The sequence below is a fragment of the Flavobacterium panacagri genome (assembly GCF_030378165.1).
GTDB classification, from domain to species: Bacteria; Bacteroidota; Bacteroidia; order Flavobacteriales; family Flavobacteriaceae; genus Flavobacterium; species Flavobacterium panacagri.
This window is the reverse complement of sequence record NZ_CP119766.1, coordinates 5,290,420-5,309,556: the sequence shown is the minus strand read 5'-3', so window position 1 is coordinate 5,309,556 and position 19,137 is coordinate 5,290,420. Positions and strand designations below refer to the sequence as shown.

Below are 19,137 nucleotides of genomic sequence, written 5' to 3'. Positions count from 1 at the left end.
CGAAATGACAAGATTACGCAGTAATCAGCTTCAAAAAATAAAAATTTGCGCCTTCGCGACTTTGCGAGAACCCTTCATCAGCATAAAAAAACTTAGCATCTCAGTACCTTTGCAACTCTGAACCTTTTTCCGTACTTTTGCACCAAATTAATTAAAAAGACATTCATGTTAACAGTCAATAATTTATCAGTTCAGTTTGGTAAAAGAATTTTATTCGACGAAGTAAATACTACGTTTACTCACGGAAATATTTACGGCGTTATTGGAGCAAATGGTGCAGGAAAATCTACTTTCTTAAAAGTAATTTCAGGTGATATTGATCCAACTTCTGGTCACATTCATTTAGAGCCAGGAAAACGTATGTCGGTTTTAAACCAGAACCACAACATGTTCGACGAGCATACCGTTTTGGAAACCGTTTTAATGGGAAATAAAGTTCTGTACGCTGTTAAAAAAGAAATGGATGAACTTTATTTAGATTACAATGATGCTAATGCAGACAGAATAGGGGAGTTACAAGTTCAGTTTGAAGAAATGAACGGATGGAACGCTGATTCTGATGCAGCAGCGATGTTATCTAACTTAGGAATCACAGAAGCAGATCATTATACTTTAATGAGCGACATGGAAGGAAAAATGAAAGTACGTGTGCTTTTGGCGCAGGCACTTTTTGGAAATCCTGATTTGCTTATCATGGATGAGCCTACCAACGATTTGGATTTTGAGACAATCGCTTGGTTAGAAAACTTCTTGGCAAACTATGAAAATACTGTAATTGTGGTATCTCACGACCGTCACTTTTTAGATGCGGTTTGTACACATATTTCTGATATTGATTTCGGAAAAATCAATCACTATTCAGGAAACTATACTTTCTGGTACGAGTCTAGCCAATTAGCTGCAAAACAACGTGCACAGCAAAACAAAAAAGCAGAAGAGAAGAAACAAGAGTTGGAAGAATTTATTCGTCGTTTTAGTGCAAACGTGGCGAAATCGAAACAAGCGACTTCTCGTAAAAAAATGATTTCGAAATTGAATATTTCTGAAATCAAACCTTCAAGCCGTCGTTATCCTGCGATTATCTTCGATCAGGATCGTGAAGCTGGAGATCAAATTTTGAATGTAGAAAACTTATCTGCTTCAGTAGATGGAGAAGTTTTATTTAAAGATATTAACTTGAATATGGCAAAAGGCGATAAAATCGTTCTTTTCTCTAAAGATTCACGTGCTACAACTGCTTTTTACGAAATATTAAACAACGAACAAAAAGCAGATGCTGGAACTTTTGATTGGGGAATTACAACAAACCAAGCCTATTTACCAGCTGAAAATCACAAATATTTCGAAAACGATTTGAGTTTAGTAGACTGGTTACGTCAGTACGCTAAAACAGAAGAAGAACGTGATGAAGTATTCATTAGAGGTTTCTTAGGAAAAATGATTTTCTCTGGAGAAGAAGCTTTAAAAACGTCTAGAGTTTTATCTGGAGGAGAAAAAGTACGTTGTATGTTGTCTAGAATGATGATGGAACGTGCAAACGTTTTAATGCTTGATGAACCAACAAACCACTTAGATTTGGAGTCTATTACAGCTTTCAACAACTCATTGAAAAACTTTAAAGGTTCTGTAATTTTTACAACACATGACCACGAATTCGCGCAAACTGTTGGTAACAGAATCGTAGAATTGACACCAAACGGAGTAATCGACCGTTACATGACATTTGATGAATATCTTGATGATGAAAAGATTCAGGAACAAAGAAAAAAGATGTACAATCTTTAATCTATAAATTATAATAAAAAAATCCCAAATCCCAAATCCCAAATTAAAATTGGAGTTTGGGATTTTTTTATTGGAGTCTAATTTTAAACACATAGAAACATAGTTTTAGTGTCGAATTTAGTGAGAATAAAAAACTACAAAAGAGAAATATATTTCTTTCATATAGCTATGTTTTTTGTAAAAAAGTGAAACGCCTCTAAGCAGTTTCAATCCCGATAGCTATCGGGAATGTTTCTATGTGTTTAAAAAAAATCCCCGCTATGTAAATAACGAGGATTTTTTTATGTCTTATTTGCTTCCGAACATTTTAGCGAAAATCCAAATAATAATCGCAACAACAAAGATTACGATAAATATTCCGAATCCCATTCCGGCTTTAAAAATGTCTCCTACTAGTTCACAGCTTGTAAATGAAAACAGTATTACGAATACCATTAACAATCTTAGTATTTTATTTTGCATGATTCTGATATTTTAAATTGATACTTAAAATTACTTCAAGAATCAAGAAAATGTGTTATAGAATTTTTGAGAAATGTTTTATTATTGTATTTCCTTTAACTTGATAATTTAAAATTCTATGATTGCCAATAACCCTAAACGTATTGAAGTAGTGGATGCGTTACGAGGTTTTGCGCTTATGATTATAGTGTTGCTCCACTGCATGCAGCATTTTGATATAGATTATATTCCAGAATACTTGCCAGAATCGATTAAAACCTTAGATAGTATAGTAGCAAGTGTCTTCTCTTATCTTTTTGCTGGAAAAGCTTATGCCATTTTTGCATTTCTTTTTGGATTCAGCTTTTTTATTCAGAATGAAAATCAGAAAAAGAAAGGAAAAAATTTTAGACCGAGATTTTTGTGGAGACTCATACTGTTGTTTTGTTTCGGGATTTTCAATACCATTTTTTTTGCGGGTGATATTTTGATGCTCTATGCAGTATTAGGAATAGTTTTGTTGTTGGTTTCTAATTTAAAAACTAAATATGTTTTCGGCATAGCAATTTTTTTATTGCTTTTGCCTTTAGAATGGTATAAAGTTTTTAATTTATTATTTAATTCAGAATATGTAATCAAGGAAAGCAGCAGAAGTTTTTATTCTTATCAAACACAGTTGTACTTAAAGGGAAATTCTTTTGTTGATGTTGTGATAGGAAATCTAACAACAGGCAGAATTTCATCATTTTTATGGAATTGGGATACTGGAAAATGTTTTCAAACTGCGGGATTATTTGTGTTAGGAACGCTTGCTGGTCGAAAACAACTTTTCCTTACTTCTAAAGTAAATTTTATCTTTTGGAAAAAAACGCTTCGATATGCTTTGATCATTGTTGCGATACTTTTGATTATTCGAATCAATATTTATTCATCATTTGAAAATAAAACTTTAGCAGATTCTATAATGCTTATTGTCACTTCTTGGGCAAATTTTGCTTTTACATTTGTATTAATAAGTCTTTTCATTTTGTTTTATGCAAAAGAAAAAACACAAAAGGTTTTAGAGAAATTAGTTCCTTATGGAAAGATGAGTTTAACCAATTACGTTTTGCAATCTATTGTTGGTTCAGTTTTATTTTATCAATATGGTTTGGGACTTTTTAAATATACCGGAGCTGTTTTTAGTTTAATGATCGGAATTGTTTTGTTTTTGCTCCAGCTGGCATTTTCTAATTGGTGGCTGAAAAATCATAAACAAGGCCCGCTGGAATTTATTTGGCATAAATTAACTTGGATTGCCAGCTCTAAATCTAAATGATTAGAAAAGTCTAAGTTGATTTTTGAAAATTTTGATTCATACAAAAGGAAAAAAGAGCTATCGGATTGGTCAATATTGTAGGGCTGGATTTATCAAATATATATTTTGATAAACTCTTTCATAAGTTTTATTTAATGGTATTCTTTTCTTTCAAATAATAAAATTCTATTCGTTTCATTCTCAATTGATTCTAAATAATCGTTTTCATTAAAACAGACATAATAGTGTAAGTCCCAAGGAGAGATTTTATCTGAATTAGATTCTAAATAGATTTTAATTCTGTTTAGCAAAACTTCTCTATCAGTAATTAAATCATTAAAATGTTCTATACGTATATTTTCTTCTCTATTAACTAATATGTTTTGAAGCTTTAGAAGATTGTTTTTAAAATTATTTTTGCCTAGAACTTCAATTGTATACTCCAGATCAGATAATTTAGGATCGATTGATAAATTAAAAATAGGTGTTACATCTTCGTATGGTTCTCCCCATTCAAATTTTTTCTCTTCTACATAGCAAAATGGGAATGTACTTTTATTAATGTAAATCATTTGGTTGTATGATTTGTTTAAATTTTTTTATTAATATATAGTTAGTGCTAAAAAAGGTTACTCGTATTTGAGTAATAGATTAAATTGTTTTTTTAGCAATTATTATAGTGTGAGTTTCGATATTCTTACCTCTGAAATAACTGACGTCAAACAACTTAATAATTATGAAATTGTTTATTAGAAGTTGACTGCTTATTCCTTCTAAACTGTGATAATAAAAAAAGACGCGATCACCAGTACTTCCAGAAATGAAACCAGAATCATAAGGCTTTCCCTGAACAAAACTTAAATATAAAATTCCATTGGTTAAAAGAATGTTTCCAGCATCATTCATAAGTTTATGAGAATCTTGTTGTGATAAATATGGTAAACAAAAACCACACACAATAGCATCAAATTTTTGACTTAGTGAATCAAGTTCTCTTGTATCCATTAATTTGAAGTTGGCAGAAGGATTATTAGCTTTTGCTAATTCAATCATATTTGGCGCAATATCAATGCCTGTAATCTTTAAGTCGCTTCTTTTTGATAATAAATATTTTGTAATATTCCCTGGTCCACAACCAATTTCAAGAATATTTAATTGTTCCTTAGTGAGGGTTTTACTAAAAAAATCATAAGTTTCATTATACAAACTTAAATACATAAACTTCTCTTCGTAGAGATTTGCAATTTTATTCCAAGTTTCAAAAGTTTCTTTGTATTTGTCCATAGATTATTTTCAAAGCATTATTTAACCAAATAAAGTTAAAAATTTTCTTTTGCTAAAATATGGTATTTAGGTAAGAAAAAATTTTCAAAAAGCTAAATTTGTTTTCTAAAATATTTCAGTATCCAACACCCCAACAAATAAAATCAGATTCCGTATATTTGCGCAACCAAACATTACAATCACTTATGAGTCAAAAAGTATTACTTAATTCGAAAGAAGTTACTATCATACTCCATCGTTTGGCTTGTCAGTTAATCGAAAAACATCTTGATTTCTCTAATACAATTTTGGTGGGAATTCAGCCAAGAGGTGTTTATTTAGCGGAACGTTTAAAACAATTATTAGAAGACGAATACAAGGTTCCTGAAATCACTTTAGGTTATCTGGATATCACTTTTTTTAGAGATGATTTCCGTCGTACTGATAAACCGCTTGAAGCCAATAAAACCCAGATCAATTTTATAGTCGAAGACAAAAAAGTCATTTTTATCGATGACGTTTTGTTTACCGGAAGAAGCATTCGTTCGGCCCTAACTGCCATTCAATCTTTTGGAAGACCTTCAGAAATTGAATTATTGGTTTTAATCGACAGACGTTTCAGCCGTCATTTACCTATTCAGCCAGATTATCGCGGTCGTCAGGTAGATGCTATTAATGGAGAGAAGGTAATTGTAAGCTGGAAAGAAAATGATGGTGAAGATGTGGTTCATTTGGTTACCAATTAAAATGAATTGTTAAAAATTGAAAATACAATCATGACAGAGAACGAAGAGTTTATTTATGAATCAATTTTTAACCAGGTAAGAATGGGATTTCTTTCTATTGATGATATTAAAGAGAACATCATGGAAGAAATTGAAGATAATGAATTTGAAGAAGAAATTTCAGAAGCTTGGGCTTTTGAAAAAATCGACGAAGAATACCAAAAGTTACTCACAGAAAGTAAACATTGGAAAAGCCCGACTGATACTGAAAGACTAATAAACGCGTTTGATGAATTATGCGATCAGAACATCGTAGCGCTTCACAACGCAGGTTATACTACAAGTGATGGTGAATATGAAGTGGTTGAGGTAGAAAGAGAGCTTCGTGAAAATGGAGTTACATCTGATGGCTACTGTTTTTATCACGAACAAGATTTAGCCAGAGCGATTGATCCTGAAAATCCAAGTTTGTATATCGCTTTTCAAAAAGTAGATAATTCTGATCCAGCAACGACAATTGAAGTTGGAAAGAAAGTTGCCGAAGTTCTGAGAAATAATGGTTTTGAGGTAAAATGGGAAGAAACTGCTTCTCGAAAAATTGAAATTCCAAATTTCAGATGGCAGCAGGTTTATAATGAAGATTCGAGAGACCTTCAGGATTATGGAGAAGTTGTAGAGAGAATGATTGAATAGAGTAACTGCTCTTTAAAGAAGCATGGAATGAAACCCGTTTTTCATTCGGAATTTGACCAATAATATTAAAGAAACAACAATGAAAGAATTAAGCGTAAATCATTTATTAGGAATAAAATACATTAACGAAAATGATATTAACCTGATTTTTGAAACGGCAGATCATTTTAAAGAAGTCATTAACCGACCGATTAAAAAAGTTCCTTCATTACGAGATATCACCATTGCCAATATTTTCTTTGAAAACAGTACCAGAACCAAACTTTCGTTTGAATTAGCGCAGAAACGTTTATCTGCTGATGTCATCAGTTTTTCTGCAGCTCAATCATCCGTTAAAAAAGGAGAAACCCTGATTGATACTGTAAATAATATCCTTTCGATGAAAGTTGATATGGTTGTAATGCGCCACTCCAATCCCGGAGCGGCTTATTTTTTATCCAAAAATGTCAAAGCGAGTATCGTAAATGCGGGAGATGGAGCGCACGAGCATCCAACTCAGGCTTTGTTAGATAGTTATTCGATTAGAGAAAAACTGGGCGATGTTGCTGGAAAAAAAGTAGTTATTGTAGGCGATATTCTGCATTCGAGAGTGGCCTTATCTAATATATACGCTTTGCAGATGCAAGGCGCTGAAGTAAAAGTCTGCGGACCAAAAACACTGATTCCAAGATACATTGAATCACTTGGAGTTACAGTTGAACCGAATTTGCGTAAAGCATTAGAATGGTGCGACGTTGCCAATATGCTTCGAGTACAAAACGAACGTATGGATGTAAATTTCTTCCCATCGACACGTGAATACGCACAGCAATACGGGGTTGATAAACCGCTTTTGGATTCGCTAGGAAAAGAAATCGTAATCATGCATCCAGGACCAATCAATAGAGGAGTAGAGATTACTTCAGAAGTGGCCGATTCTGATCATTCTGTAATCTTGAATCAGGTGGAGAATGGTGTAGCGATTAGAATGGCGGTTATTTATCTTTTGGCTTCTAAGATTCAGTAGGTATTCAGTATTCAGTGCTCAGATTTTGAGTGTTCAGCTTTGAAATTAATGTCACACTAAGCAAAGTAGAGGTGCTTTAAAAAATGAAACTTGCTTTGCAAACGAGGCTTGCACTTTGCTCAGCCTGAAAAACTTGGAACCTGAAACTTTAAACCTGAAACCAAAAAATAAAAAAACTTCGTACCTTAGCTCTCAGAAAATCAATTTTTATATAAGCCCCATAAATTAAAAAATGAAAGTAGATCAAAAAGGACATACCGTTACAATTAAAGATACACAAGGAGATGTAAATGCTTTCTTGGAAAAAGTAACGCAGCAATTTAAAACCTTTGAAAAGCACAATATCATAATCGACTTGTCTTCTGATGAAGTTTCAGAAAATGATTTGAAACTTTTTTTACCGCTTTCTAAAACACATAAAAAAGCAAAAAAATCGTTTGTAATTGTTGCCTCTGATCTTGATTTTAATGCTATTTCTGATAAATTGGCTGTAGTTCCTTCTCTTTTGGAAGCTCATGATATTATCGAAATGGAAGAAATTGAGAGAGACCTCGGTTTTTAATTGTAGATTTCTGGTTTTAGATTTTAGATTTTTTTAATGTTACTTTTTAAAATGTTTTATAAATCTAAAATCTACGATCTAAAATCTAAAATTAGAAAATGAAATTAACAATACTTGGCTGTTACGCCGCAACTCCCAGAACACTTACTAATCCGACTTCACAAGTCTTAGAAATTAGAAACAGATTATTTTTAATTGACTGCGGAGAAGGAACTCAGGTGCAGCTTCGAAAGAATAAAATTAAATTTTCGAAGATCAATCACATTTTTATTTCACATCTTCACGGAGATCATCTTTACGGATTGATCGGTACCATTTCGACTTTTTCCCTTTTAGGAAGAACAACCGATTTGCATGTTTATGGTCCAAAAGGAATTAAAGAATTGATTCTGCTTCAATTAAAATTGACAGAATCCTGGACAACTTACAGTTTGTTTTTTCATGAATTGGAATCGAAGGAAAGTGAAGTAATTTTTGAAGATGCTAAAGTCACTGTAAAAACGATTCCGCTAAAACACCGTGTCTATACAAATGGTTATTTATTTCAAGAAAAACCTGCTGAACGAAAATTGAATGTAGAAGCAGTTCAAAGTTATGATATTCATGTTGCCTATTATCAAAAAATAAAAAACGGCGGGAATGTTACTTTAGATGATGGAACTGTTATCGAAAATGAAAAACTGACCTTTGATCCAGAGCCAGCAAAAAGTTATGCCTTTTGTTCGGATACGGTTTACAATGAAGCAATAATCCCTATTATAGCTAATACAGATGTTTTGTATCACGAATCTACTTTTTTAGATTCTGAAGCCAGACTGGCAGAAAAAACGCTTCATTCAACTGCGAAAGAAGCAGCTACTATTGCTTTAAAAGCAAATGTCAAACAACTTATTTTAGGACATTATTCTACACGTTATGATGGTTTAGACCCATTTAAAAAAGAAGCAGAACAAGTTTTTCCAAATGTGCTTTTAGCAGATGATGGATTGAGTTTTGATTTATAAGGGGCAAAGATGCAAAGTGACAAAGGTTTGATTCAGTTTGAAAACCTGAAACTTGAAACCTGAAACAAAAAAACAAAAACTATGAGTGATTTAAGTAATTATAGAAAATCTTACGAGAAAAGTGAATTACTGGAAACGAATATTCCAGAAGATCCTATTAACCTTTTTAACAGATGGTTTCATGAAGTAGAAGATTTCGGCGGAAGCGGAGAAGTAAATGCGATGACTGTTTCAACTATTGGTTTGGATGGTTTTCCTAAATCTCGTGTTGTCTTATTGAAGAAATTCTCAGAAGAGGGTTTTGTATTTTACACTAATTATAGTTCTGAAAAAGGAAAAGCTATAGAAGCGAATCCGAATGTATGTCTGTCTTTTTTCTGGCAGGAAATGGAACGTCAGGTAATTATTAAAGGAATTGCACAGAAAACTTCGGAAATTATTTCAGATAATTATTTTGATTCTCGTCCAGAAGGAAGTAAACTCGGAGCTGTAGTTTCGCATCAAAGTGAAGTAATTCCTTCACGAGATTTTTTAGAAATAAATTTGAAAAAATTAGAAACCGAATTTGAAGGAAAATCAATTCCCAGACCTGAAAATTGGGGAGGATATATTGTCACTCCGTTACAAGTAGAATTCTGGCAGGGAAGAGCAAATAGATTACATGATAGAATACGTTATACTAGTCAATCTGATTTTTCATGGAAAATTGAGCGACTTTCTTCTTGATTTGTAAGAAAATTATATTAATACTGAAAATTAGTATGTATTTCATCGATTTTTTTTGTAGTTTAACGGTAAATTGAATATGTTTGGTATAGAAAATTAGACGAGAAATTATTCAAAAATAAATTTAAAGGATTTGCCCCAACATCTACTTTAAACCGCTAAAATGCTGTTGATTATGAAAAAGATTAAGCGCATCATGTTGTTCATTGCGATTTTAGTCGCAATGAACGCATGTTCTGCCGATACTGCCGAAGGAAGCGTGGATAATACTCCTGTCACAACGCTCGTTACCAATTACACTTACAACGATACGGAAGTTCAAACAATGAAACTTATAAACGACTATCGCGCTAGTGTGGGGTTAAATGCATTACAAAGAATTAATCATATTTCCTTTAAATGCGAAGAGCATAATCTTTATATGATTGAAAATAATGTTGTCGATCATAATGATTTTGTTGCAAGATCTCAAAATATTACAAATGTTTTAGGAGCTAAAAAAGTTGGTGAGAACGTTGCCTACAACTATAAAACTCCTGAAGCGGCTTTGAGAGCCTGGCTGGAGAGTCCAGGCCACAAAGAGAATATCGAAGGCGATTATACTCACTTCGGACTGTCTGTAACAACAGACGCTACAGGCAAAAAATATTATACAAACATTTTTGTTAAGATTTAAACGTATATTGAACAGGTTGGTTTTTTAGAAGTCGTTGTAATTCTTAGAATTGCAACGACTTTTTATTTGTAAAAAAACTGCCTGTGTATGCAGGCAGTTTTATTGGTTAGATAGTTTTGGTTTTTATAATGCCGTAATGATGAATTCGCTTCTTCTATTGGCTTGATGTTCTTCTTCTGTACATTTAACGCCATCTAAACATTTATTGACTAATTGAGTTTCGCCGTAACCTTTTCCAGTTAATCTATTAGCCGCTATTCCATTTTTAATTAGCCATTTAATGGTTGATTTTGCTCTGCGGTCAGATAAAGCTTCATTGTATTTATGAGTAGCCCTGCTGTCAGTATGTGAACGAATATCTAGTTTCATAGTTGGATACTCATTTAAGACCACTAATATTTTTTCTAAATCTAAAGCCGCTTCTGTTCTTATATTAGATTTATCTAAATCAAAGTAAATCATTTTAATTCCGAAACACTTACCTAAATCATCTCCGACAGTAACCTTGCAAGTCGATTTTTCTAATGCAATTGGTAAAGTTGTTTTTCCAGTTGTTTTTGAGATCGTTATGCTTAGTTCTTTAGTGGTGTATTCTGGTTTTTCTGCTCTTACTAAATAAGCTTTACCGCAATCTACAGGAAAAGTATATTTGCCGTAATTATCAGAAACGGTCGAATTTTTAATATTCATTTGATTGTCAAATAAAGTCACTTTCGCTCCTGGCAGAATTGTTCCTGTATCAAGATCGGTTATTATGCCTTCAAGTTCTTGAATACATTTTAATTTTCTAGTTTCTAGAAATCTGTAGATATCATCCGAGCCTTGTCCTCCATCTTTATTGGAACTGTAAAAGCCTCTTCTTGTAGCGGTATCAATAATGTAAGCAAAATCATCTTTAGGCGAATTAATGTCGGCTCCAACATTTTGAACATTGTCGATTGTGCCGTTATCTTCGATATTGGCAACAAAAACATCCAAACCTCCTAATCCGGGATGACCATCAGAAGAAAAATAAATTTCATTTTCATTGGTTACAAACGGATAGGTTTCTTTCCCTTCGGTATTAATTTCATGTCCTAAATTTTCTGGAGTACCATATCCTCCATTCGGATTGATAGAAACTTTGTACAAATCTGACTGTCCAATTGAACCTGGCATATCAGAAGAAAAATATAATGTTTTTTCATCTGGGCTTAAGGCAGGATGACCAACACTGTAGTTATCACTGTTAAAAGGAAGTTCTGTAATGTTGTTCCATTTGTTTTTTTCATCTAAAGTGGCCTTGTAAATTTTGATTAAAGTAACTCTATGATCGTCTTTTCCTTTTTTTCCATCAATATAATTGTTTCGGGTAAAGTAAACTGTTTTTCCATCTTTAGTAAAAACAGGAGAGGATTCGTGGAACTTGGTATTAATAGCCGATTTGAACTTATTTACTTTTCCAGCGCTTCCTGTTTCCGGATTTAAATCTGCATTATAAATATTGGTGAAATACTCGCCAGTCCATTTGTGTTTGCGTTGCGAAAAGTTCCCTGTATCTCTAGCTGATGCAAAGTAAATTTTATTATTGTAGACATAAGATCCGTAGTCTGAATATTTACTGTTGATTCCTGCATCTTCAACTTTATATCTTCCCGAATTAGCCTTAATTTGGTCTAGATAATTTACATCTTCCGAATAAAATTTTGCTCTAGAATCGTTTTTTGATTTAGCCTTAAATTCATCAAACATTTTATTAGATTTACTTATGTCTCCTGACGATTTTAGAGATTGAGCATATCTATAATAGTATTCTGGTTCGACAGTTGTATTCATAGCAAATAATTCTCCATACCATTTTGCCGCACCTTCAAAATTGGAATTAAAGTAATAGGCATTACCTAATTTTTTAAACATGTCTTCTGATTTGTAACCTTTATTAGCTACTTTTTCGTAGGTTTTAATGGCATCAACATAAGCATAATTATCATATTTTTTGTCACCAGAATTTATTTTTGCCTGCTGTGCATAAGTACTAAAAGAAAAAGAACTTATAATGGTTAGGAAAAGTAATGTATAGTTTTTCATGATAAGTTGGTTTTTAGAAGAAACGTGGAGTTGTCATTTTACCATTGTTTTTAAATAATTCAAAGCGAAGGAAAATTTCATGAGAGCCTGAATTATAGTTCTTCAAATTGGTCGTTTCATTATCGTAACCATAACCAATATAAAGCCCGTCAGTAATTTGAAAACCTGCCATTGCACTCACAGCGGCATCCCATCTGTAAGCAACACCAAGAGTAAGCTTTTCAAAAAACATGAAGTTTGCGGAAACATCTACCTGAAGTGGAGCCCCTTCAACCATTTTGGTAAGAACTGCTGGTTTAAATTTTATTTCCTGAGAAAAATCAAATACATAACCTGCTATTAAATAATAGTTTATTTTGTCTTTGTAAATTGCTACATCATTATCATCATAGCGATTGGTCTGGATAAAATTGGGAACAGATAAACCGATGTAAGCTTTGTTAGAATGCCAGTAAACTCCTGCTCCTATATTTGGCGAAAAATCATTATTTAAGTTCTGAAACTGAGGATCTCCAGCCATTTCAGGATTTAATTTGTCAATATCAAGATTGAAAATATCGGCAGTACCTTTTATACCAAAAGAAAGTTTCCATGTTTCTGAAGTAGGAACACTATAGGAAAGATCTACTGAAAACTGATTTTCATTTGTTGGTCCAATTTTGTCATTAACTAATGAAACTCCAAGGCCTATATTGCTATTATTAATTGGTGTGTTGATCGAAATGGTATTGGTTTTTGGCGCTCCATCTAATCCAACCCATTGATCTCGATGTAAAGCAAAAACACTTAATGCACCTCGTGAACCAGCATAAGCCGGATTTATATTAATTGTATTGTACATGTATTGTGTAAACTGTGCATCTTGCTGTGCGTGACCAACGTATGTAACTAATAGAATGACGAAGAAAAATAATTTTGTTCTCATAATGGATTTATTATTTTAATTATTTCCACAGATTTTTTTTAAGATATTGAAAATCAGTGCATTCTTTTATTCAAAATTAAGCAAAATTTCAACTTGTTTTGTTTAATGTATTGAAAAAGAGTGTTTTAGGTGTTTTGGGTTTGGGCTATTATCTTGACAGGTATAAATATCCGTCAAGTTTATTTTCCTGAATGGTATTGCTTCCATCTAAAGACTTATAATTAATGATATAAAAATAAGTACCAGTAGGAAGTCCGTCAGACTGTTTGATAGTTGTTCTTCCTCTCGAAGTACCATCAAAAGCATTTGATGTATTGTTATAATTTACGGTTTCAAAAACTAAGATTCCCCAGCGATTGTATATTTCTACAGTATTACCCGGATAGCAGGTTACGTCATCGATGTTGTCAATTTTAAAGGTATCATTCATTCCGTCGCCGTTAGGAGAAAATGCGTTACGTGGTAAAACATCTCCACAAGCCAAGACTTTACAATCATCATTAACTTCCATATTTAAGACTATACTTCTTGGACATTTTTCATCCGCTATTAGGTATTCAAAAGCATAATTTCCGAGTGCGAGACCAAAAGGATTTAGCACACTTCCCTGAAGAGCATTAGTATTATTTTTGTCGACCCAAGTTCCAGTAATTGGACTTCCTTCTGGAAGCAAAGTAGTCAGATTAATCAATGATGAATCGTCTGTACAAGCAGTACTACTAATTTGTGTTACTCCATTTGGAACTACAACAATGGTTACAGTCGCTGTATCACAGTTTTGAGAACTTAATTTATCGCAGATTCTATAACTGTAAATATATGTTCCCGCTGGCGTTAAGCTTGATACATTTACATTTCCTGCATTATCAATAGTAATATTCGGATTTGTTTTATCATTGTTTTGAGTGATAAGAGTAAAGTCAATTAATTGAAGAGTAGCAGGAACAGCTCCTTTTACATCATTACTTAATACATTGCCCACAACTCCAAAAGTATTACATCCGATATTGTTATAATTGTCATCATTTGCGATAACAGGAGTTGGTGGAGCAGGAGCATCTTGAATAATAACAATTACAATTGCTGTGTCACAATTTCCAGCATCTGCTTTTTCGCAGATTTGATAGGTTAAAGTGTAAGTACCTACGGGAGTATTAGCAGCAACAGTTACCGATCCGTCAGTATTTAGAGTTAATATTCCTTTTGGATCTGGTGTTACCGTTGTTAATGTTACATCGGCAGGATTAACGGCTGTATTATTCAGTGTGTCATTAGTGAAAACATTTATAATATTTGTTGCTGTTGCAGGTACCGAAATCGCAGCAGGACTATCATCATTTGCGATAATGGTAAAAGTTGGTCTTGCAGTACAATAAGGATCTGCCGGCGGATAGTTCACAGTAATCGTTTCGGTTGGATTTAAAGAGATTACCAAATTAACTGTCGGACGTAATTTTTCGAACCCATCTGGGCCTTGAATCCATTTATTATTTTCAAAAATCCATCCTGGCCAGTCAATTCCTTTTCCATTCGAATCGACAACTGCACCCGGCCATAATACGCGACCACTTAGAGGTAAGTCAGCCATCGTTGTAATAATAGTATTGCTGTTATCTGCCCACGAGATTGTAACGGCATTTACTGGAGTAAAATTTAACGGAGTAACCACATAATCAATGTAAGGAACATCATTAACACATACAGCTGTTGCTGCAACAGTCATTTTTGGTGCTTCGATTGTTATGGTAACCGTTGCAGTATCGCAGTTATCTGTTTGAGCTGCTTCACAAATTTGATATACCAGAGTTAATGTTCCTATAGGAGCATTAGGCAATACATCTACAGAACCGTCAGGATTTAAATGCAAATAATCATTTGGGGTAACCGTTGTCAAAATCACATCTGAAGGACTTATTTTAACCCCATCAAGAGTATCATTTGAAAATATATTTAAAACATTTGTTGTCGTGTGATTAATACCAGCAATAGGACCGGCAGTGTCATCATTTGCTATAATTGCTTTTTTTACTTTACAGTTTACACTAAAAGTTTGAACCAATTCCGTTTTATTTCCAGCACAATCAGTTAACGTGTAAGTTCTAGTTAAAATAGAAACATTTCCGTCACATCCGCTATTAGTATCAGTTACTGTTATGTTTACTTTTGGACTGCAATTATCTGCCGCATCTTTAATATCTGCTGGGCTGCCAGCTGGAATTAAATCAGCACTGGCTAAGTTTATAACATTGGCAGGAGCAGTTCCTGTTGGCGGAGTTGTATCTCTTACCGTAATAACTTGAGTATACGAAACGGTATTTCCAGCACAGTCACTAGTTTTCCAAGTACGAGTTAAGGTATAGTTAGAAGTACATCCATTTTGAATATCCGATTTTATTTCTGAGAAAACAATTGGTAAATCTACAGTACAATCATCTGAAGCGGTCATTTCTGCTGGTTGAGGAACTGCGTCGCATGATATAGTACTATTTTGCGGAAGATTTCCGCTAAAGATTGGTGCTTCAGTATCTTGAATTGTGATCACTTGAGTGAAGGTATCCGAAACATTGCCGCAGTCATCTGTTACAGTCCAAGTATTTGTATAAGTTCCGGTATTACTGCATCCAGTAGAAGCAATAAATTGACCGCTTACTTTTACAATATTAGCAACATCTGTATCGCAAGTATCAGAAGCAGTTGGAAATAAAGTTTGCGCATTTGTTAAAGCTGCTGTATCACTGCATTTTATTGTTTTGTCTAAAGCTCCTGCTAAAGTTGTCCAAGTTGGTGCAGAATTATCTTGTACATTAATAGTCTGGCTAACGGGAAGTGAAATATTGCCACAAGCATCTTTTGCAGTCCAAGTTCTAGTAACGGTATAGGATCCAGCGCAATTTCCAGGTGTTGTGGTGTCCATATAAGTTAAAGAAGAAATACTTCCATTGTTATCACTAGCAGTAGCCTGTGTAAAAACTGGTTCCGCTGGACAACTGATCGTTGTTGCTGCTGGTAATGGATTAATTATCGGAACAATAGAATCACCATCCATAATAGTAAATGATTCTGATAGGCTGCATCCATTTGCATCGGTAATTGTAACAGTATAATTGCCAGAAGTAAGATTGCTCGCTGTTGCCGTTGTTTGAACAGGATTTGTATTCCAGCTGTAAGTATATCCAGGTGTTCCTCCAGAAACCGTAACAGTTGCAGAACCATTATTCCCTCCAAAACAGGAAACATCAGTTTTGGAAGAATCTGTAAGGACTAATCCCGAATTCGGCTGTAAAATAGCAATGGTCAATGTTCCTTGACAGCCATTTGCATCTGTGGCCGTAACTTCGTAGTTTCCAAATCCTAAATTGGTTAAGGTTTGGGAAGTTCCAGTATAAATGGAACCGTTCTTTTTCCAATAATAGCTGTAAGGAGCAACTCCTCCAGAAGCATTATTTACTGTAATAGATCCTGTAGATTGATTGAAACAATTTACATCTACGTGCGATGCTATTACTTCTGTAACTGTGACTGTGCTTTTGGTTACAATAACAGGTTTGATTTCATAACAATTAGAGGTATTGGTTCCCTTAATGTAATAAGTTCCTGGAATTACTGCACTAAAATTAGTAAGCGGAGTTGTTGCACCAGCATCTGTCCAATAGGTATAAGTTAATCCCGATGTGCTTCCTGCGGTAATGCTTGCATCGGTAAGATCTAATGTAGAAGCTGGAGCGCAAATAGGAAGTGGGTTGTTTATTATTAAAGCTGGTTTAGTATTTACATTAACTACAATTTCTTTTTTAGGCCCAATACAGGCATTAGTTTTTCCTTCGGCAACATAATAGGTAAATTGTCCAGCGGTTAAAGTCGAAGGAGTTATAGATTGCTGCGCAGTCGAATTAAGGGTTTGATAATAATACAATGTATATTCTGGCTTAGTTGCGACCGCGGTTAAAGGAGATGCGGTGTCACCAATACAATAATCTACAGGGCCTGAAACTGTTGGCATTGTGGTAATACTTTCAATCGTAATTGTGAATTCAAAATAACAGCCACCACTTGCGCCACCAGGAGGAATTGCATAATAAGTTGATGTTCCAACTGTCGCTGGAAATGGGGTATTAATTGTGTATTGAACTGTTGTGCCTGCAACAACAGGATAAGCATTATAAAATGTTGATCCATTAGGAAATGATCCCATTATGTCAGTAACAGGAATTGTAGATGACCCATTACAGAATGTAAATGTAATAGTGGGCGGAGTAGCCTGACAATTTACACTCGTATAATTTGCAGAGTCAATAGTAGTTTGAAGCGGTGCAGTAATAGAAGTTCCTGTACAGCTTCCGGAATTAGTATAACCTAAAATTAAAGATTTGTCGGCTACAGTCACTCCAGAATTTGCTCCTTGACCGCTTAGCACACCATTTACCTGGATACTATTGCCACAGTTTGAATTTTTAAGCAAAGCACAGTTTCCTGTAGATTTTAATGTAAATGTCAATTCACCTAAAACAGTATCTGGATTAGCTGGAAGTGGTAATGTACCAATATCCCAAACTATCGAACCGTTTGCACCAATTGTTGGTTCATAGGTCAATGCATCTGGAGTAGGAAGAGGAGAAAAGTTTACGGTTTTTGCTAGACTTCCGCCAACAAATGTTGTGTTGTACGGAATTGGAATGACAATTTTACTGTTTTGTATAGCTTCATTCCCTCTGTTTTTTATTTGCACTTTATAACCAAGTTCTTGTCCCGGTAAAACAGTATATGGGCCAGATCCAGCATTATTTCCATTAATAGTTGTGGCCGTAAGAACGCCTTCAATTTCTGGAACATAAGCGTCAACAGCCATTACAATAGAAAAGATGGCATAACTGTCAACTGTAGATCCGTATTTAAAAGTGGTAGAAGTCTGATTATTTCCAATGATATCTTTATTTTCATTTGGCAGATAAAACATGCTAATATCAAGTCCCGTATTATTGACCAAACTCGGATTTCGGTTATTTCCTCCAGTGTTAATGGTAGAATTAAAAAAATTATTGGTAGAATTTTCAGAATGGCTTAAAAACATGTAATCACTTGTGTTTAATTTTTGAATTTGAAAATAATCACCTTCATAACCTACATCACCTTCGCCAGCCATAACGCCAAGTTTAACACCAACAGTTCCAGACATGGCAGAATTAAATCCTGAAACAGGAATAGTATGATTGGCAACAATATTATTGCTCACAAAGGCATGTCCGTCAAAAACAGTAATATCTCTGTTTTTCATATTAGAGTTTTCATAAACAACTACCAAGCCCCATCCAGCAAATTTTCCGATATCACCTCCATCTGCTCCTTCAGTTGAAGCAATATTGGCAGCAAAATATTCACCAACTCCATTTGTTCTTACATAATCTGTAACTTCAGCATAAGCGGTGTATATGTTATTATCTGCATTTGTGGGAAAATAAATCTCAGCAGCTGTAAATTCGCTATAAGCAGAATTGGTAGGACCTTTGAATAGAATTTTTCTTTTGTCTAAAGTTTTGGTTACATTATTTTTTGTCACAAGAAAAGAATCTGGGCTTATATTAGCATCAGAAACTCGTCCAGTCCAGTATAATCCTGCATAAACGATGTTATAGCAGTTCGTTAATTTTGCTCCGCTGTCATTTAGTAAATCTAGAGTTGCTGCAGAAGAGTTATGGGTCTGATTATCATTATCTGTGTCTACATAAACCATAGCATTTGGCCCATTATTTTTATTTACAGCGTAATCTTGTAAAGTTAGATTGGTATTTCCAATCATCGTAAAATCCCCTTTAATTTTATAAATAGTTCTAGTTGGAGAATAAGAAGAAGTTCTTTCTTTAAACGGTTTTATTACTTGTGCATTTCCTTTATTACTACCAATTACTAGTATTAAAAGAAAATAAAAAACCGCAAAACATTGAGAGTAGATTTTTTTCATAGTAATAGTTT

At 33.9% G+C, this 19,137-nt stretch carries 15 protein-coding genes; 9 read left to right on the top strand and 6 right to left on the bottom strand.

What is annotated here, in order from left to right; genetic code table 11:
- The first annotated feature begins 165 nt into the window (after window positions 1–165).
- The gene (locus P2W65_RS22455) at window positions 166–1,785 is read left to right on the top strand and encodes an ABC-F family ATP-binding cassette domain-containing protein (protein WP_289661478.1); all 1,620 of its coding nucleotides are present in this window, start codon (window positions 166–168) and stop codon (window positions 1,783–1,785) included.
- 288 nt (window positions 1,786–2,073) lie between these two features.
- Here the strand turns inward: P2W65_RS22455 and P2W65_RS22450 are convergent, their stop codons facing one another.
- Window positions 2,074–2,247, bottom strand: coding sequence for a hypothetical protein (locus P2W65_RS22450; RefSeq protein ID WP_179005013.1), 174 nt, complete (start codon window positions 2,245–2,247; stop codon window positions 2,074–2,076).
- A 118-nt stretch (window positions 2,248–2,365) separates the two neighbouring features.
- On the opposite strand from P2W65_RS22450, the gene P2W65_RS22445 reads away from it, so the two are divergent.
- Window positions 2,366–3,544: a DUF418 domain-containing protein gene (locus tag P2W65_RS22445; RefSeq protein ID WP_289661475.1), complete on the top strand. Its 1,179-nt coding sequence runs from the start codon at window positions 2,366–2,368 to the stop codon at window positions 3,542–3,544.
- Between the two features lie 131 nt (window positions 3,545–3,675).
- Here the strand turns inward: P2W65_RS22445 and P2W65_RS22440 are convergent, their stop codons facing one another.
- On the bottom strand, window positions 3,676–4,095 hold the full coding sequence (locus tag P2W65_RS22440) for a hypothetical protein (RefSeq protein WP_289661473.1): 420 nt from the start codon (window positions 4,093–4,095) through the stop codon (window positions 3,676–3,678).
- A 79-nt stretch (window positions 4,096–4,174) separates the two neighbouring features.
- Window positions 4,175–4,807, bottom strand: a complete 633-nt coding sequence (locus P2W65_RS22435; RefSeq protein ID WP_289661471.1) for a class I SAM-dependent DNA methyltransferase — start codon at window positions 4,805–4,807, stop codon at window positions 4,175–4,177.
- A 185-nt stretch (window positions 4,808–4,992) separates the two neighbouring features.
- Between P2W65_RS22435 and pyrR the strand changes: the two genes are divergently transcribed.
- The 7 genes from pyrR to P2W65_RS22400 all read left to right on the top strand — a co-directional run bounded on the left by pyrR (window position 4,993) and on the right by P2W65_RS22400 (window position 10,178).
- Window positions 4,993–5,532, top strand: a complete 540-nt coding sequence (gene pyrR / locus P2W65_RS22430) for a bifunctional pyr operon transcriptional regulator/uracil phosphoribosyltransferase PyrR (protein ID WP_179005021.1) — start codon at window positions 4,993–4,995, stop codon at window positions 5,530–5,532.
- Between the two features lie 30 nt (window positions 5,533–5,562).
- Window positions 5,563–6,204, top strand: coding sequence for a DUF6891 domain-containing protein (locus tag P2W65_RS22425; protein WP_289661469.1), 642 nt, complete (start codon window positions 5,563–5,565; stop codon window positions 6,202–6,204).
- A gap of 79 nt (window positions 6,205–6,283) precedes the next feature.
- A complete protein-coding gene (locus P2W65_RS22420) occupies window positions 6,284–7,210 on the top strand; it encodes an aspartate carbamoyltransferase catalytic subunit (RefSeq protein ID WP_029273654.1) in 927 nt (308 codons plus the stop codon).
- 232 nt (window positions 7,211–7,442) lie between these two features.
- Window positions 7,443–7,772: a ribonuclease Z gene (locus P2W65_RS22415; RefSeq protein WP_179005025.1), complete on the top strand. Its 330-nt coding sequence runs from the start codon at window positions 7,443–7,445 to the stop codon at window positions 7,770–7,772.
- Window positions 7,773–7,870: 98 nt separating this feature from the next.
- Window positions 7,871–8,776: a ribonuclease Z gene (locus P2W65_RS22410; RefSeq protein ID WP_289661446.1), complete on the top strand. Its 906-nt coding sequence runs from the start codon at window positions 7,871–7,873 to the stop codon at window positions 8,774–8,776.
- 81 nt (window positions 8,777–8,857) lie between these two features.
- Complete coding sequence (pdxH, locus tag P2W65_RS22405; protein WP_289661443.1) at window positions 8,858–9,502, top strand: pyridoxamine 5'-phosphate oxidase; 645 nt, start codon at window positions 8,858–8,860, stop codon at window positions 9,500–9,502.
- Window positions 9,503–9,698: 196 nt separating this feature from the next.
- Window positions 9,699–10,178: a CAP domain-containing protein gene (locus P2W65_RS22400; protein WP_289661441.1), complete on the top strand. Its 480-nt coding sequence runs from the start codon at window positions 9,699–9,701 to the stop codon at window positions 10,176–10,178.
- A 123-nt stretch (window positions 10,179–10,301) separates the two neighbouring features.
- Here P2W65_RS22400 and P2W65_RS22395 read toward each other — a convergent pair whose 3' ends face one another.
- The 3 genes from P2W65_RS22395 to P2W65_RS22385 all read right to left on the bottom strand — a co-directional run bounded on the left by P2W65_RS22395 (window position 10,302) and on the right by P2W65_RS22385 (window position 19,126).
- Window positions 10,302–12,245 (bottom strand): OmpA family protein, encoded by a 1,944-nt coding sequence (locus tag P2W65_RS22395; protein WP_289661438.1) that lies wholly within the window; start codon window positions 12,243–12,245, stop codon window positions 10,302–10,304.
- A 13-nt stretch (window positions 12,246–12,258) separates the two neighbouring features.
- Entirely contained in the window at window positions 12,259–13,170 is a 912-nt protein-coding gene (locus P2W65_RS22390; RefSeq protein ID WP_289661435.1) for a PorP/SprF family type IX secretion system membrane protein, read from the bottom strand.
- A 148-nt stretch (window positions 13,171–13,318) separates the two neighbouring features.
- The gene (locus P2W65_RS22385; protein WP_289661433.1) at window positions 13,319–19,126 is read right to left on the bottom strand and encodes a T9SS type B sorting domain-containing protein; all 5,808 of its coding nucleotides are present in this window, start codon (window positions 19,124–19,126) and stop codon (window positions 13,319–13,321) included.
- Between the last annotated feature and the right edge of the window lie 11 nt (window positions 19,127–19,137).

What these genes read in the sequence shown, in the direction of transcription:
- P2W65_RS22455 (WP_289661478.1), top strand. Translation starts at nt 166, where the DNA reads ATGTTAACAGTCAATAATTTATCAGTTCAGTTTGGTAAAAGAATTTTA.
- P2W65_RS22450 (WP_179005013.1), bottom strand. Translation starts at nt 2,247, where the DNA reads ATGCAAAATAAAATACTAAGATTGTTAATGGTATTCGTAATACTGTTT.
- P2W65_RS22445 (WP_289661475.1), top strand. Translation starts at nt 2,366, where the DNA reads ATGATTGCCAATAACCCTAAACGTATTGAAGTAGTGGATGCGTTACGA.
- P2W65_RS22440 (WP_289661473.1), bottom strand. Translation starts at nt 4,095, where the DNA reads ATGATTTACATTAATAAAAGTACATTCCCATTTTGCTATGTAGAAGAG.
- P2W65_RS22435 (WP_289661471.1), bottom strand. Translation starts at nt 4,807, where the DNA reads ATGGACAAATACAAAGAAACTTTTGAAACTTGGAATAAAATTGCAAAT.
- pyrR (WP_179005021.1), top strand. Translation starts at nt 4,993, where the DNA reads ATGAGTCAAAAAGTATTACTTAATTCGAAAGAAGTTACTATCATACTC.
- P2W65_RS22425 (WP_289661469.1), top strand. Translation starts at nt 5,563, where the DNA reads ATGACAGAGAACGAAGAGTTTATTTATGAATCAATTTTTAACCAGGTA.
- P2W65_RS22420 (WP_029273654.1), top strand. Translation starts at nt 6,284, where the DNA reads ATGAAAGAATTAAGCGTAAATCATTTATTAGGAATAAAATACATTAAC.
- P2W65_RS22415 (WP_179005025.1), top strand. Translation starts at nt 7,443, where the DNA reads ATGAAAGTAGATCAAAAAGGACATACCGTTACAATTAAAGATACACAA.
- P2W65_RS22410 (WP_289661446.1), top strand. Translation starts at nt 7,871, where the DNA reads ATGAAATTAACAATACTTGGCTGTTACGCCGCAACTCCCAGAACACTT.
- pdxH (WP_289661443.1), top strand. Translation starts at nt 8,858, where the DNA reads ATGAGTGATTTAAGTAATTATAGAAAATCTTACGAGAAAAGTGAATTA.
- P2W65_RS22400 (WP_289661441.1), top strand. Translation starts at nt 9,699, where the DNA reads ATGTTGTTCATTGCGATTTTAGTCGCAATGAACGCATGTTCTGCCGAT.
- P2W65_RS22395 (WP_289661438.1), bottom strand. Translation starts at nt 12,245, where the DNA reads ATGAAAAACTATACATTACTTTTCCTAACCATTATAAGTTCTTTTTCT.
- P2W65_RS22390 (WP_289661435.1), bottom strand. Translation starts at nt 13,170, where the DNA reads ATGAGAACAAAATTATTTTTCTTCGTCATTCTATTAGTTACATACGTT.
- P2W65_RS22385 (WP_289661433.1), bottom strand. Translation starts at nt 19,126, where the DNA reads ATGAAAAAAATCTACTCTCAATGTTTTGCGGTTTTTTATTTTCTTTTA.